Origin of the sequence: Pseudomonas sp. MS15a(2019) (assembly GCF_013277805.1) — a bacterium.
Lineage (GTDB): Bacteria > Pseudomonadota > Gammaproteobacteria > Pseudomonadales > Pseudomonadaceae > Chryseomonas > Chryseomonas benzopyrenica.
Genome location: NZ_VBTN01000005.1, coordinates 48814 through 63908, shown reverse-complemented (window position 1 = coordinate 63908; position 15095 = coordinate 48814). Strand labels below are relative to the sequence as shown.

Here is a 15095-nt window from a genome sequence, read left to right as displayed (position 1 = left end):
AGCGGGAGGTTTTCCATGGGTATCGGCGGTCAGAGCGGCAAAGAGGCGCAGTATCCTCCTCCTGCTGCACCGAGGGAAATCCGCGCCGGTACGCACGGCCGAGCGGTCACTCCGCGCAGGGCCGTGCCGCGATTGCCGCATCCCTTCGCAAGCCCAGGGGAAGCAGACTCAGCAGCCCCAGCAGCGCCATCCCCAGGCCGACCCACAGCGGCGCGCGCAGGCCCTGACCGGCATCGATGGCCGCGCCACCGGCCCAGGCGCCTACCGCCAGGCCCGCGGTGATCACCGAGGTGTGCAGGGTATTGACCAGGGGCCCTGGCGTGGCCGCGGCCATGACCCGAGCGACCATGGCCGGGTTGAGCGCCACCCCGGTCAGGCCGATCAGGGCAAGGGCCAGGAGGCTGGGCGCGGCGCTGTCGGCGCAGCCGACGAACAGGGCGAAGCCCAGCGCCAGCACGGCCAGGCCGACGCCCTGCACCCTCAGGGTATGGCGATCGGCCAGCCGGCCCACCAGCAGATTGCCCAGCACATTGGCCAGGCCATAGCCCATCAGCAACCAGGGAATGGTGGTGGGCGCGAAACCCGTCACCTGGATGAGGATGGGCGAGAAGTAGCTGAAGCCGGCGAAGGTCGCACCGATGATCAGGCCGCTGGTGAGGTAGGCCGCCCAGAGCCGGGCACTGACAAGGGTATCCAGTTCTCCGCGCAACTGTCCGGCCGCGCGCGCCGGTGAGCGGGGCACGCACAGACCGACCAGGAGGGTGCAGCAGGCCGCCAGCAGGGCGACCGCCCAGAAGCTGGCGCGCCAGCCGGCCTGTTGCTCGATCAATACCGTACCCGGCACGCCAAACACCGGAGCCAGCATGAGGCCGGACAGGATCAGCGAGGCGGCCCGACCGCGACGATCCGGCGTGACCAGGTTGGCGCCCAGGGTCAGGCACAGGCCAATGCTGGCGGAGCTGGCGACACCCATGAGCACCCTGCCTGCCGCCATCACCGGATAGCTGGCCGCCAGCGCGGCCACCACGGCGCCCACCAGATAGAGCGACAGCAGCCATAGCAGCGCCGACTTTTCCGCCAGGCGCAGGGCCAGCAACAGCAGGGTCAGGGGTGGGCCGCCCAAGGCCATGCCCAGGGCATACCAGGAGATCAGATAGCCGATCTGGCCGATGGAGACGCCGAGATCAGCGGCCAATGTCGGCATCATGCCGGCGACCATGAATTCGGCGGTGGTCAGCGCGAAGATGGTGAGGGCCAGCAGATAGATGAGACGGGGGATGGCGGGTGGGACATTCATGACAGGCGGAGGATTCCAGAAAAGCGGACAGGAGCGGCTGTAGCGGGCCGGACGGGCGGACTGATCCCGCGTGTCTCGGGGGTGGGGCTGGGTGCGATCGGTGCCAGGGTTGGCGCACCAAGGGCGGCACCTTAGTGGCTGCGCCGCCGTCCGGTCAAACATGGGGCCGCCGGGCTAGATCCGGAAATCCTCGGCGATCAGCCCGGCCAGAGAGGCGCAGGCGGGGCTGCGTTCGCCCGGTGGCGAGGCCAACCGCAGTTCGTGCACCGGCAGTTGTACAAAGCCCTCCTCCGGCGTCAATTCGCGCATCGGCGGGGTCATGCGCGCCCGGTCGGTGATGGCCACGGCCTGGCCCAGTTCGACCGCCGCCTCCAGCGCCGACGAGGCGGCGCTGGTCACCACCGCGTGCCAGCGCCGGCCCTGGCGGATCAGCAGATCAATGCCCAACTCGCGATAGCTGCAGCCTTCGCCGTGCAGGGCCAGAGGCACGCTGGCGTCCGGGCTCAGTTGCAAACCGGGACCGGCGACCCACACCGGCTGGGTATGGCCGAACAGCTGGCCATCCGCCCGGTCGGCGCGGGGCGGCCCTACCAGCAGCGCCAGGTCCAGCAGCCCTTGGCCAAGCCAGCGACGGAGCTGGCCGCTATTGCCGGTAAGCACTTCGAGAACGATGCCAGGGTGCTCGCCTTGCAGGCGCGGCAAGACAGCCTTGAGCAGTCGCGCGGCATAGTCCTCGGCCACACCCAGGCGCACCTCGCCCACTACCGGCTGCCCCGTGAGACCGGCGAGGATGCGGTCGTGGGCCTGCAGCAGCTCGGCGGTCTCCAGCAGCACGCGGCGTCCGAGCGGGGTCAGGGTCACGGCCTGGTTGTCGCGCTCGAACAGCCGGCCGCCGGTCTGCTCTTCCAACCGGCGGATCTGGCTGCTCACCGCCGAGGGGCTGCGGTTGAGCTGCAGCGAGGCGGCGCGAAACTGCCCCAGCCGGACGATGGTATGAAAGGTGCGCAGGACGTCGATATCGAGGGGAGCAGGCATGATGCACCTTTATCGAAGAATAGCTGCATGTAATGTCGTTTGAGTGTATTAGCACCTCGGTCCAGGCTCAAGACATCCCGTCACCTGGAGTCTGGTCATGTCCCCTGCGCTGTCTTCTCTGTTGTTACGTCAATTCGCCCTGGTGCTGTGCTGGAGCGCCGGTTTCGTCGGTTATCGCTATGCAGCGGACCAGGCCCCTACCCTGCTGGTGACCTTCTGGCGCCTGCTGCTGGCCGCCCTGCTGTTGCTGCCGTTCGCCTGGACCGAGGTGCGGCGGCTACCGCTGAAGATCATTGGCCAACAGGCGGGTATCGGCGTCCTGGCCTTCGCCTGCTGCATTGCCCCTGCAGCCAAGGCCATCGAATTGGGTGTCTCACCTGGGCTGGCGGCACTGCTCTCGGATCTGTCGCCGCTGCTGGTGGCCCTGGGCTGCTGCCTGCTGCCGGGCCAGCGTACCAACGGGCGTCAGTGGCTCGGCCTGGGGCTGGGCCTGGCCGGGGTCCTGCTCGCGACCGGCGCCGGACTGGGGCTGGGCGTGGCGCCTGCCTGGGCCTATGCCCTGCCCTTGGGCAGCGCCCTGGCCCTGGCGCTGGCGACCCTGGTGCAGAGTCGCCTGCCACCCAGCCGCCTGGCCCTGCGGACCCAGCTGTTCATCCAGCTCGCAGCTAGTAGCCTGGTGATGCTGGGAGTGGCCGGGGTGGAAGGCCCGCTGACTCCACCGCTGACCCTTGGCTTCGCCCTGGCGGTTCTATGGCTGCTGATCCCGACCCTGCTCGGCTTCGGCCTCTACTGGCTGTGCCTGCGCCAGGGCAGCCCCCAGGCGGTGAGTGGCGCTCTCTATCTCAGTCCGCCGGTGGCGCTGCTGTGGGCCTGGGCCTGCTTCGACGAACCCCTGGCACCCGGCATGCTGCTCGGCCTGCTGTTCGCCCTGGCGGGGCTGCTGTGCCTGAATGCCGCGGAGCGGAGCGGCCGCCTGGAGCCGGCGCTGGGCAGATGAGGGTCTCCAGAACGCGATGCTGACGGCTGTCAGCATCGTCATGCGCCTCGTTCGATACGAGGCGCGCCCATGCTCACTCCTTTTCGTCAGCCTGCTCGTCGTGATCCTTGAGTGCAGGCTTCTTACCTGGTTGCGGCGCGTGCTCGGCATCGGGGGCGATGTCCTCGCCATGATGCTTTTTCTCTTGCTGCACTTTCTTGTCGTGGGCGACGTTGCGTGGATCGGTCATGGGATTTCCTTGGCTTGGTAGGTCGTTCGGATCCCCATCGACGCATCATGCGGGCAGTGTTGCACCGGGGGTGATGTTTCGAGCGGGACGGCGCGCAGCCGTTCCAGCGCACCGACGAAACACTCTGAAGTAGGCCATGCAGGCGTTTTCTTGACGATTGTCATTGCCTGCGGCGTACCGGCAGGCTAGTACTTCAACCGCCGCTCCTTGGACGGCGGATAGCCGAAGTAGGCCGAGTATCTCTTGCTGAAGTGGGTGACCGAGGTGAAGCCGCAGGCCACCGCCACCTCCAGCACCGACAGGGTGGAATGCTGCAGCAGGCGCCGCCCTTCGGTGATGCGCAACTCCAGGTAGTAGCGCATGGGCGCGGTATCGAGCTGCTCGCGGAACAGCCGCTCGACCTGGCGCCGCGAGCGGCCGGCGTAGTCGCACAGCTGCTCGATGGTCAGGGGCTCCTCGATGTTGGCCTCCATCAGGGTCACCACCTCGCGCAGCGGCGGCGTCATCTGCACCTTGAGCGTCGGATTGACCTGGCGGAAGCGCGATTCCTCGAAAGCCAGGATATTGACCAGGCCATCGGCCAGGGCGCTGCCGCACTGGGCGCCGATCCATTCGAGAAAGAGGTGGAAGGCGCCGCTGGGGCTGGCGGCGGTGAGGCGGTCGCGATCCAGCACATGGCTTTCCGCCGAGGTCTTGCAACCACGCACCCGCTCGCTGAAGGCGCCGCGGTGCTCGGGATGGATGGCGCAGCGATAGCCGTCCAGTACCCCGGCCTGACCCAGTTGCCAGGCGCCATTCCACAGGCCGCACAGGGTCACCTGCTGCTTGGCGGCACGCAGCAGCAGCGCCTTGAGCCGCGAATCCAGCTCCAGCGGTGTCCGCAGCCCGCCGCAGACCACCAGCAGGTCGAAGCGGGCCTGCTCCACGGCGCGGTAGTCGCCATCCGGACGGATGACGATGCCGAGATCGCTGAGCACCTCGGCGCCGGTCGGGCTGTAGGTCTGGGTGGCGAAGGTGCCGGCGGCCAGCAGGTTGGCGGTCACCAGGGTATCCAGCGCCTGGGTGAAGGACGGCAGGGAGAAGTGATCGAGCAGGATGAAGCCGACCAGTCGGGAAAACTCCGGTCGCGGCCGCGTCGACTGCAACTGCAGGTAGTTCTTGCCCTGGATACCGCTGCCAAAGGTTCTTGAATCGATCACGCTATGCTGCCTTCTCCGACCTTGGGCTCATGCTAGCCGAAGCTCAACCTGGCGATGATCGGACTGCGACAGCTTCGCACCGACGACCGCCATCCCACCTGGCGCCCTTAGCCTGCTAAGCTTCGCCGCTTTTTTGCCACCTGCCCGTGCAGGTCGCCGCAGGCGGTGGGTTCACCGCCCTGCGCCCCATGACCGTGAATGGCCGCCAGAGCCAACGTCCGGCCCCTTCAACTGCCAGCTGGAAATTCCATGTCCACCGCCTCTCCGAGTCTGCAGCGCCGGCTCAAGCCCCGCCACCTCAACATGATCGCCATCGGCGGCTCCATCGGCACCGGCCTGTTCGTCGCCTCCGGCGCCACCGTGGCCACCGCCGGCCCGGGCGGCGCCCTGGCGGCCTATGCGCTGATCGGCCTGATGGTCTACTTCCTCATGACCAGCCTCGGCGAAATGGCCGCCTACCAGCCGGTGTCGGGCTCCTTTTCCATCTACGGCAGTCGCTTCGTCGAGGACGGCTTCGGCTTCGCCCTGGGCTGGAACTACTGGTACAACTGGGCGGTGACCATCGCCGCCGAACTGGTGGCGGCGCAGCTGGTAATGGGCTTCTGGTTTCCCGAGGTACCGGGGCTGATCTGGAGCGCGCTGTTTCTCGCGCTGATGTTCCTGCTCAATGCGGTGTCGGTGCGCGGCTTCGGCGAGAGCGAATTCTGGTTCGCGCTGATCAAGGTGGCCACCGTGGTGGTCTTCATCGGCCTGGGCCTGGCCGCCATTCTCGGCATCTTCAGCGGCATCGAGCCGCCGGGCCTGTCCGTGTTCACCCAGGGCGAGGCGCCCTTCGTCGGCGGCCTGCAGGCCATGGTCGGGGTGGCCATGATCGCCGGCTTTTCCTTCCAGGGCACCGAGCTGATCGGCATCGCCGCCGGTGAATCGGAGAATCCGCGCAAGAATGTACCCATCGCCATCCGCCAGGTGTTCTGGCGCATCCTGATGTTCTATGTGCTGGCGATCTTCGTTATCGGCATGCTGATTCCCTACACCGATCCGCGCCTCTTGCAGAACGATGCCACCGACGTTTCCGTCTCGCCGTTCACCCTGCTGTTCGAGCGCGCCGGCCTGGCCTTCGCCGCCAGCCTGATGAACACGGTGATACTCTCGGCGGTGCTCTCCGCCGGCACCTCGGGCATGTACGCCTCGACCCGGATGCTGCACAGCCTGGCCGAACAGGGCAAGGCGCCGCGCCTGTTCGCCCGCGTCGCGCGCAATGGCGTGCCGCGCAATGCCCTGCTGGCCACCACCGCGGTGGGCGCCCTGTGCTTCTTTACCTCGCTGGTGGGCGACAAGGCCCTCTATGGCTGGCTGCTCAACACCTCGGGCATGTGCGGCTTCATCGCCTGGCTGGGCATCGCCGTCTCCCACTATCGCTTCCGCCAGGGCTACCTGGCCCAGGGTCGCCGCCTGGAAGACCTGCCCTACCGCGCCAAGCTGTTTCCCTTCGGGCCGCTGCTGGCCTTCGCCCTCTGCCTGGTGATCACCCTGGGGCAGAACTATGCCGCCCTGTTCGGGCCGAACGGCGTCGACTGGCTGGGCCTGGCCGCCACCTACATCAGCCTGCCGCTGTTTCTCGCCGTCTGGCTGGGCTACCGCTTCAAGCATCGGAGCCGCCTGGTGAAGCTCAAGGACATGGACGTCAGTCCGAGCGGGGACTGAGCGACCGCCAGCGGGACCCACCGGCTGCGCCCGGCGGGTCCCGTGCTAGCATCCCGGATCTTTCCGATCGACTCGCCAGCGCTGCCATGGGCACCACCCTCGCCTCCCAACTGATTCCCGACATCCTCACCTACATCGCCTCGCACCAGCTGGCGGTCGGCACCCGGCTGCCCGAGCGCACCCTGGCCGAGCGGCTGCGGGTGTCGCGCTCGCCGGTGCGCAGCGCCCTGCAGCAGATGGCCGACCAGAGCCTGCTGGCGCGGCATCCCGAGGGCGGTTTCGCCGTGGCCGCCGCGGCCCTGGACGCCACGCCCCAGGCGCGCGAAGAGGTGTCCGCCAGCGAACGCCTGTACCTGACCATCGCCCGCGACCGCATCGAGGGCGAATTGCCGCTCAAGGTCACGGAAAACGAGCTGATCCGCCGCTACCAGGTCACCCGTGGGCAACTGGCCGATATCCTCAGGCGCATCGTCCAGGAAGGCTGGGCCGAGCGCCTGCCGGGCTACGGCTGGAGCTTCGTCGAAGGTCTCACCTCGCCCGATGCCTATGCCCAGAGCTATGCCTTCCGCCTGCTGATCGAACCGGCCGGCATCCGCGACGCCGACTTCACCCTGGATGCCGGAGAATTGCGCCGCTGCCGCGACGAGCAGGCGCTGCTGGCCGCAGGCCGGGTGTTCGAGGCCTCGCCCGCGGAAATCTTCGACGCCAACACCCGCCTGCACGAGACCATCGCCCGCTGCTCGGGCAATGCCTTCATCCTTGATGCGCTGCGCCGGCTCAATCGCCTGCGCCGCTTGATCGAGTACCAGAAGTCGGTGGATCGCCAGCAGGCCCAGCGCCGCTGCCAGGAACATCTGCAGCTGATCGATCTGCTGCTGGAGGGCCGCCGCGAAGAGGCCGCGACCTTCATGACCCGCCACCTGGGCAACGCGCTGCAGGAAAAGCAGGCCACGGCGGCGCGCTGAGCCTGCGGCGCCCAGGGCCTGCCCGCCAGGGCGCGGGGGCGTTAGACTGGCGGACTTTTCTCCGTCACCCGAGGCCGTCATGCCGATCCGTCACGCCATCGTCCATCTGATCGACAAGAAGCCCGACGGCCAGCCCGCGACCCTGCACGCGCGGGACGCCGAACTGGCCGACTCCCAGGCCATCGAGAATCTGCTGGCCGATCTCAATGACAGCTACAACGCCAAGCCCAACAAGGCCTGGGGCCTGTTCCACGAGGAATCCGGCGCCTATCCCTTGAGCGGCTGGCTCCATGCCTACCTGGAAGGCGAGCAGGACTTCGTCGCCTTCAGTCGCCAGGCGGTGGAGCATCTCAAGGGGCTGATGGAGAGCAGCAACCTTTCCACCGGCGGCCATGTGCTGTTCGCCCAGTACCAGCAGGGCATGACCGACTACCTGAGCATCGCCCTGCTGCACCACAGCGAGGGGGTGACCGTCACCGAGAGCCTGGAAGTCGCCCCGGCCAAGCACCTGGACCTGGGCCAGCTGCACCTGGCGGCGCGCATCAACCTCTCGGAATGGCGCAACAACAAGCAGTCGCGCCAGTACATCTCCTTTATCCGCGGCAAGGGCGGCAAGAAGGTCTCGGACTACTTCCGCGACTTCATCGGTTGCCAGGAAGGCGTCGACGCCAAGGGCGAGACCCGCACCCTGCTCAAGGCCTTCAGCGACTACGTGGAAAGCGAGGACCTGCCCGAAGAAGCCGCCAAGGAAAAGACCGATACCCTGGTGGACTACGCCAGCAGCCAGGCCAAGCGCGGCGAACCCATGGCCCTGGACGCCCTTTCCGAGCTGATGGACGACCAGGCCCCGCGCGCCTTCTACGACTACATCCGCAACAAGGATTACGGCCTGGCGCCGGAGATCCCGGCGGACAAGCGCACCCTCAATCAATTCCGCCGCTTCACCGGTCGCGCCGAAGGCCTGTCGATCAGCTTCGAAGCGCACCTGCTGGGTTCGCGCATCGAATACGACGAAGGCCAGGATCTGCTGATCATTCGCGAGGTGCCGACCCAGCTCAAGGACCAGCTCAAGCGGCGTAATGACTAGCCTGAGCGCAGCGAGCACGGTCATCCGCGAATGACCGTCGAGCCTCCTGGACACCTGGGGTTGCAAACGCGATCACCGATCGGGCGCCCCCGGCTGGACAGTGGCCGGCCAAAGGGGGCACAAGATGTCCCTTCTTTTCCTTATCTGCCGAAAAAGTCGAAACCATGAGCCAGTACCCCTTTGAACGCCGCATCGTCATCACCCTGCAATCGAACAATGAACTGACGCTCGACGCCGCCCTCGACCAGGCCGTGTCGCGCATCAAGCAGGGCGAGACCCACGGTGGCGACGAAGGCCTGGCCACCGCCTACAGCTTCCATGTGGACACCGTGGCCGAAGGCCCCTCCGGCCCGGTGGACCTGGGCGAATACCTGGGCCGCCCGGCGACCAAGGCCGAGCAGAGCGTGGTGGACGCCGGCGTGGTCCCGCGCTTCCGTCTGGGCCAGACGGTGGCCGTGCAGGTCGGCAATGGCGAACCCAAGCCCAGCAGCATCCAGGAAGTGCGCCTCTTTCCCCAGGTGGAAGGCCCCTGCTGGTTGTACCTGGTGGAAGAGCGCGTCCATCGCGACTACCTGCCGGCGAAGAAACTGCGGGCGATCTGAGGTCAGCTTGGCGTTGGGCTTCGCTGCGCTCAACCCAACCTACCGCGCCGTAGGTTGGGTTGAGACGGTTTCATCGTCGAAGTCCCATGGGCAACCCGGATGCCACGATGTTGGGCTTCGCTGCGCTCAGCGCCAACCTACTGCGCCGTAGGTTGGGTTGAGACGGCTCCATCGTCGAAGCCCAACAGATAGACCTAAGCACCACGATGTTGGGCTTCGCTGCGCTCAGCGCCAACCTACCGCACCGTAGGTTGGGCTGAGACGGCTCCATCGTCGAAGCCCAACAAGCAGGCCCTAGCCCAACAGCCCTACTCAACCGAACGCGGCGATCTGCCGATAGAGCGACAGCGCCGGCGCGGCGGTCGTGCCGGTCATCTGGGTGAGGATACTGCCATCCAGCGCGGTGTTTGCCCCTGCGCCCTGTTCGTCCACCGGCAGCACCGTCCACTGGGGTGCACCATCGGCACCGGTGCTGACGTTGAAGGTCGGCGCCGACAACTGGGCGGTTTCCTGGGCGGCAGCGGTCGCCACGCCGCCAGGACTCAGGCCGTCGATGAGCTGGCTGCTCAACTGATTGGGTTGCCAATCCGGCATACCGGGATTCAGCGTACCGAGGATACCGGCGTCTTCCGTGGCGGCGGGAGCCCAGTTCCAGGACGCGGCACCCTGATCCTGCGGGGAGAGCCCGGAGAAGGCCACGTTGGCCGCATCGGTGCCACGCTGCGCGCCTTCGAAATAGGCGAGCTGACGTTCAGCCGAAGTGAAGGTGCCCGAATCGTCGCTGGCGATACGCGTCAGGCTGTCGCTGTCCAGGTTGGCGAAAGGATCCTGGGTGGAGGCGTCGGCATAGCGACTGTCGTCATGGTAATAGCTCACCAACAGGTGATTGGCCGCCTGCTTCGCCAACTGGATACGGTCGGGACTGGCCCCCTCGGGCAGCTCGCCGAGCACGGCGGCGTCGGTACCCTGGCTGCGGATCTGTTGCTGGAGGATCTGCATGAAGCTGTCGAGATCGCTGTTACCGTTCGACTGGCCCGGCAACAGCCTGGCAATGAGCTGGGCGGCGGGCGACAGGTCCACCGCGACATCGGTGCCGGCTTGGGTTCCCCCCGCGCTGGCGGAATCGGCGGCGGGTGCGCCCTGATTGCCGGTAGCGCTCGTATTGGCAGGCTGAGTCCCTGCCATTGCCGTCGAAGTCTGGCTGTCGATCGCCCTCATGGTCGTGCCCTCCGGCCGCCCAGGCGGCCTGCCTCAGCGTCTTTATGCCACATCCGTCTTAGGTTTTACTTAAGGTCGGAACAATGACCAGAGCTAGGCGGGAAGGCTGCAGGCGACCGCCCCTAGGCCCGGCGCTCCCAGACCTCGCAGGCATAGGCCGGACGGTCGTCCTCGGCCGCGTGTTCCTGGCGCGAGACAAGCTGCCAGTCGCTCTCCTGCCATGGGGGAAAGAAGACATCGCCTTGCGGCGCCAGGGCAACTCGGGTCAGGTAGAGGCGCTGCGCCTGGGGCAGGGCGTCGGCGAACAGCTGGGCGCCGCCGATCAGCATGATCTCGGCTGCCTGGTGCTCAAGGGCCCAGGCCTCGGCGCGCTCGACCGCAGCGGCCAGCGACGTCCGCACCTCGGCACCTTCGGCCACCAGATCAGTCTGACGGGAGACCACCAGATTCAGCCGACCCGGCAACGGGCGGCCCAGGGAATCCCAGGTCTTGCGACCCATGACCAGCGGCTTGCCGAGGGTCACGGCCTTGAAATACTTGAGCTCCGCCGGCAGGTACCAGGGGAGACGATTGTCGATGCCGATGACGCCGTTGTCGGCCACGGCGACGATCAGGCTCAGGGGAAGAGAGGTTTTCATGGTGACAGAGCATAACAGAGGCGTTAACAGCCGGGGCGCCAGGGACTATCCTCGGCGTTTTTGCCGCAAGGGCACCGACGCGTGACCGCAACCCCCTCCCCCGCCTTCGAAGACCTCTGGCTGACCGAAGCCCTGCGCCTGACCGAGGAAGACAGCGGCCCGCTGGACGACGCCGAAGCCAATCGCCAGGCGCGGGCGGCCGGCGGCGCCTTCGAGACACGCCTGGTGACCCGTGCCCGGCTGCTCGGCCAGCGCGATGGCCTGCTGGCCGCGCGGCGTCGCTGGCGCCAGGGTGCGGTGCTGGCCGCCTGGCTGCTGGGCATCGTGGCGCTGTTCTGCGGCGCTGGCCTCGCCGCTGGCGCCCTGGGTGACGGCAGTCGTCCGGTCAATGTGTTCTGGGCGCTGGGCAGTCTGCTCGGCCTCAATCTGCTCAGCCTGCTGGTCTGGGCCCTTGGCCTGCTGGGCGGTGGACGGCAACTGGCCTCACCGCTGGCGCGACTCTGGTTGTGGCTCTCCGGCCGCCTGGCGCGGGATGCCCGAGCCCTGCACCTGGGGCCGGCACTGGTCGGGCTGCTGGGTCGCGCGCGGCTGCTGCCCTGGGCCCTGGGCGGCCTGGTGCACGGCCTCTGGCTGCTGATCCTCGGCAGTGCCCTGGCAACCCTGCTGGCACTGCTCTCCGGACGCAGCTATCTGTTCGTCTGGGAGACCACCCTGCTCGGCAGCGACACCTTCGTGCTGCTGACCCAGGTGCTGGGCGCCCTGCCCCAGCTGCTGGGCTTTCCCCTGCCCGACCCGGCCAGCATCGCCGCCAGCGGCGATGCCGCCAGCCCCCTGGCCACAGCGCGCCAGGCCTGGGCCGGCTGGCTGCTGGGCGTGGTGCTGGTCTATGGCCTGCTGCCACGGCTGCTGCTGACCCTGCTCTGCCTGTGGCGCTGGCGGCGCGGGCGCGGGCGCCTGCGGCTGGACGTGGAACGCCCCGGCTATCTGCACCTGCGCGAACGCCTGCTGCCGACCAGCGAACGCCTGGGCGTGAATGACGCCGCTCCCGCCCACCTGCCCCAGCAGGACGCCGGTGGCCTCGCCCGCACCGGCGACGAGGCGCTGCTGGTGGGTCTCGAACTCACCGACCACACCTGGCCGCCGCCACTGCCCGAGGGCGTGCGTGACGCCGGCGTGCTCGACGACGGCCAGGGCCGCCGTCATCTGCTCGAACAGCTGACCCGCTATCCGGCGCGCCGCCTGCTGATCGCCTGCGATCCCCGCCGCTCGCCGGATCGCGGTACCCTGACGCTGTTGGCGGAGTTGTCGCGCTGCGCCACGGCGACCCGCGTCTGGCTATTGCCCGCGCCCCTGGGTGGCAAGCTCGATCCGGTCCGCCTGGACGACTGGCGCCAGGCACTGGACGCCCTGCGTCTGGCACACTGCGAGGGCGATCTCGAAGAACTGGCCTGGCTGGAGACGAATCCATGAGCGGCCCCCTGCGCCTGGCGCTGGTCGGCCATACCAATGTCGGCAAGACCTCGCTACTGCGCACCCTGACCCGCGACGTCGACTTCGGCGAGGTCTCCCATCGCCCCAGCACCACCCGTCATGTCGAGGGCGCACGCCTGTCGGTGGATGGCGAGGCCCTGCTGGAGCTCTACGACACGCCCGGCCTGGAAGACGCCATCGCCCTGCGCGACTACCTGGAGCAGCTGGAAAGACCCGGCGAACGCCTGGACGCCGCCACCCTGCTCGATCGCTTTCTCGACAGCGTGGAAGCCCGCCAGAGATTCGAGCAGGAGGCCAAGGTGATCCGCCAGCTGCGCGCCTCCGATGCCGGGCTCTATGTGATCGACGCCCGCGAGCCGGTGCTGGCCAAGTACCGCGACGAACTGGCGGTGCTGGCTGGTTGCGGGCGGCCGCTGGTGCCGGTGCTCAACTTCGTCGCCGCCGACGGTCACCGCGCCGACGACTGGCGCGCCACCCTGGCCCGTCTCGGCCTGCACGCCCTGGTGCGCTTCGACAGCGTCGCCCCGCCGGCGGATGGCGAGGCGCGTCTCTATGAAAGCCTGGCGACCCTGCTGGAAAGCGGCCGCCCGGCGCTGCAACGGCTGATCGCCGACCATGCCGAACAGGCCCGCCGGCGCCATCAGCAAGGCGTGCGGCTGATCGCTGAATTGCTGGTGGACGCCGCCGCTGCCCGGCGCAGCGTGGCGCCCGGCGAAGCCGAGGTGAGCAACGCGACCGCCGAATTGCGCGATGCCCTGCGCAGCCGCGAACAACGCTGCGTGGAAGAACTCCTGCGGCTGTTCGGCTTTCGCCCGGGCGACGCCCATGCCAGCGACCTGCCACTGCTGGACGGCCGCTGGGGCGATGACCTGTTCAATCCGGAAACCCTGCGCCTGCTGGGCATTCGGCTGGGCGGCGGGGTGGCGGCCGGTGCCGCGGCGGGGGTCGGTCTCGACCTGCTCGCCGGTGGCCTGACCCTGGGCGCCGCCACGGTACTGGGCGCCCTGGCCGGCGGCCTGGCACAGACCGGCGGCCACTATGGCCGACGACTGTTCGGCAAGTTGCGCGGCGGGCGGGAGCTGTCCATCGACGATGCCGTGCTGCGCCTGCTGGCGCTACGGCAGCGTCAGCTATTGGCGGCGCTGGAAATTCGCGGCCACGCCGCCCAGGGCGCCATCGAAGTGGCCGCGCCTGACGAGCAGCGCTGGCGCGAAGGCAAGCTGCCCGCCGCCGTGCAGGTGGCCCGGGCCCACCCGGAATGGTCGGCGCTCAATCCGCGTGCGCGCCTGCAAGCCGACGACCGCCAGACCCGTATCGACGAGATCGCCGCGGCCCTGGACGCGGACGCCTAGCCGCGCTCCACCTCGGCGAGAAAGTCCGCCACCAGGGCCATGCAGGCCTCGCGCTCTTCCACGTGAGGCATGTGGCTGGAGTCCTCGAAGATGCGCCAGCGCACGTTCGGGATGAACTGGGCGAAGGGCTCCACGCAGGCCGGTGTGGCTTCGTCATGGCGCCCGGAAATCAGCAGCGTCGGCATCTGGATCCGCGCCAGCCGCTCGATCACGCTCCAGTCCCTGAGACTGCCGATGACATGGAATTCGGTGGGGCCGTTCATGGCGTGATAGACGGTGGGATCGGCGTCGATGGCGGCGAAGGTCCGCGCCACCTCGGCCGGCAGCGGCTGCACCCGGCAGACATGGCGGTCATAGAAGACCTGGCTGGCGGCGCGGTACTCCGGCGAGTCGGTCGTGCCGGCGGCCTCGTGTCGCGCCAGGGTGGCCTGCACCTCGAGCGGCAATTCGGCCCGCAGCCCAGCCGCCGCCTCGCGCCAGAGCGCCATGGACGCAGGCGAATTGGCGATGATCAGCCCCCGCAGCCCTGCCGGCTGCCGTACCCCATGCTCAGCGACGAGCATCCCGCCCCAGGATTGGCCGAGCAGCACGTACTGGTCGATACCCAGGTGGCGCAGCAGGTTGTTCAGTTCGTCGAGAAACAACGCCACCGTCCAGAATCCCGGATCGATCCCCCGCAGGTGGGTGGAACGGCCATTGCCCAGTTGGTCGTAATGCACCACCGGCCAGCCGTGCTCGGCCAGGTCCTTGAAGCTGTCCACATAGTCGTGCGTGCAGCCGGGTCCGCCATGGGCCACCACCAGCGGCAACCGTCCACTGGCCAGGTCGCCGGTGACCCGGTACCAGGTCTGGTGGCCCTGGAAATCGGCGTAGCCTTCTTGAACCTGCATGGATGCCTTCCTCGTCTGGATGGGAACGGGGTCAGGCTAGCGGGTAGGTGGGAAGGGGATAACTGGGAAAAGTTGTAGGTTTGGGGAGTTTGGCTGATTCGCGGAACCAGTGGATTCCCTGTGCTGATGGTCCCTGTACGCCGGATGCCTCCTCCACGCTAGACCGCCCCCTCTCCCGCTTGCGGGGGAGGGCTGGGGTGGGGGGCTCTCGCCAAGCTGATTCTCGGTGTATTAGGAAGCTTCTTATTCCGCCCCCGCCGGGCGGGTCACTTTTTGCAGTTGCCAAAAAAGTAACCAAAAACGCTTGCCCTGGTCATCCGGCCCGGCGCTGCGCGCCGCGTTCCCTCGCTCCGCCGTCCTTCCGGCGGGCCGTCGTCGAAGGGCCGTCCTG

General features: G+C 68.0%; 14 protein-coding genes. 7 read left to right on the top strand and 7 right to left on the bottom strand.

The window, feature by feature from the left end:
• Positions 1–106: 106 nt before the first annotated feature.
• Positions 107–1297 carry an MFS transporter gene (locus FEZ61_RS09135; RefSeq protein WP_173148337.1) on the bottom strand — a complete coding sequence of 397 codons (1191 nt, stop codon included), beginning with the start codon at positions 1295–1297 and terminating at the stop codon, positions 107–109.
• Positions 1298–1471: 174 nt separating this feature from the next.
• A complete protein-coding gene (locus FEZ61_RS09130) occupies positions 1472–2332 on the bottom strand; it encodes a LysR family transcriptional regulator (protein ID WP_173148335.1) in 861 nt (286 codons plus the stop codon).
• A 97-nt stretch (positions 2333–2429) separates the two neighbouring features.
• Here FEZ61_RS09130 and FEZ61_RS09125 point away from each other — a divergent pair, with 97 nt between their 5' ends.
• Positions 2430–3329: a DMT family transporter gene (locus FEZ61_RS09125; RefSeq protein WP_173148333.1), complete on the top strand. Its 900-nt coding sequence runs from the start codon at positions 2430–2432 to the stop codon at positions 3327–3329.
• A 73-nt stretch (positions 3330–3402) separates the two neighbouring features.
• Here the strand turns inward: FEZ61_RS09125 and FEZ61_RS09120 are convergent, their stop codons facing one another.
• Together FEZ61_RS09120 and FEZ61_RS09115 are read right to left on the bottom strand one after the other, a co-directional pair.
• Complete coding sequence (locus FEZ61_RS09120; protein WP_085984310.1) at positions 3403–3558, bottom strand: hypothetical protein; 156 nt, start codon at positions 3556–3558, stop codon at positions 3403–3405.
• 185 nt (positions 3559–3743) lie between these two features.
• Positions 3744–4757, bottom strand: a complete 1014-nt coding sequence (locus FEZ61_RS09115; protein ID WP_064308627.1) for a GlxA family transcriptional regulator — start codon at positions 4755–4757, stop codon at positions 3744–3746.
• Positions 4758–5006: 249 nt separating this feature from the next.
• Here FEZ61_RS09115 and FEZ61_RS09110 point away from each other — a divergent pair, with 249 nt between their 5' ends.
• The 4 genes from FEZ61_RS09110 to FEZ61_RS09095 all read left to right on the top strand — a co-directional run bounded on the left by FEZ61_RS09110 (position 5007) and on the right by FEZ61_RS09095 (position 9115).
• Complete coding sequence (locus FEZ61_RS09110; RefSeq protein WP_173148331.1) at positions 5007–6461, top strand: amino acid permease; 1455 nt, start codon at positions 5007–5009, stop codon at positions 6459–6461.
• An 86-nt stretch (positions 6462–6547) separates the two neighbouring features.
• The gene (locus FEZ61_RS09105; protein WP_064308629.1) at positions 6548–7426 is read left to right on the top strand and encodes a GntR family transcriptional regulator; all 879 of its coding nucleotides are present in this window, start codon (positions 6548–6550) and stop codon (positions 7424–7426) included.
• Positions 7427–7505: 79 nt separating this feature from the next.
• A complete protein-coding gene (gene yejK, locus FEZ61_RS09100; RefSeq protein ID WP_017640943.1) occupies positions 7506–8513 on the top strand; it encodes a nucleoid-associated protein YejK in 1008 nt (335 codons plus the stop codon).
• A gap of 164 nt (positions 8514–8677) precedes the next feature.
• Positions 8678–9115, top strand: a complete 438-nt coding sequence (locus FEZ61_RS09095; RefSeq protein WP_017640942.1) for a hypothetical protein — start codon at positions 8678–8680, stop codon at positions 9113–9115.
• Positions 9116–9427: 312 nt separating this feature from the next.
• On the opposite strand, the gene FEZ61_RS09090 is transcribed toward FEZ61_RS09095, so the two are convergent.
• Together FEZ61_RS09090 and FEZ61_RS09085 are read right to left on the bottom strand one after the other, a co-directional pair.
• The gene (locus FEZ61_RS09090) at positions 9428–10333 is read right to left on the bottom strand and encodes a hypothetical protein (RefSeq protein WP_242455126.1); all 906 of its coding nucleotides are present in this window, start codon (positions 10331–10333) and stop codon (positions 9428–9430) included.
• Positions 10334–10455: 122 nt separating this feature from the next.
• Positions 10456–10971, bottom strand: a complete 516-nt coding sequence (locus FEZ61_RS09085) for a dihydrofolate reductase (protein WP_173148330.1) — start codon at positions 10969–10971, stop codon at positions 10456–10458.
• 81 nt (positions 10972–11052) lie between these two features.
• Between FEZ61_RS09085 and FEZ61_RS09080 the strand changes: the two genes are divergently transcribed.
• The gene (locus FEZ61_RS09080; RefSeq protein WP_017640939.1) at positions 11053–12441 is read left to right on the top strand and encodes a DUF2868 domain-containing protein; all 1389 of its coding nucleotides are present in this window, start codon (positions 11053–11055) and stop codon (positions 12439–12441) included.
• Positions 12438–13814, top strand: coding sequence for a GTPase/DUF3482 domain-containing protein (locus tag FEZ61_RS09075; RefSeq protein WP_064308633.1), 1377 nt, complete (start codon positions 12438–12440; stop codon positions 13812–13814). Before FEZ61_RS09080 ends, FEZ61_RS09075 begins: the two co-directional genes overlap by 4 nt.
• Here FEZ61_RS09075 and FEZ61_RS09070 read toward each other — a convergent pair.
• A complete protein-coding gene (locus FEZ61_RS09070; RefSeq protein ID WP_173148328.1) occupies positions 13811–14704 on the bottom strand; it encodes a proline iminopeptidase-family hydrolase in 894 nt (297 codons plus the stop codon). The genes FEZ61_RS09075 and FEZ61_RS09070 overlap by 4 nt on opposite strands.
• Positions 14705–15095 lie beyond the last annotated feature (391 nt).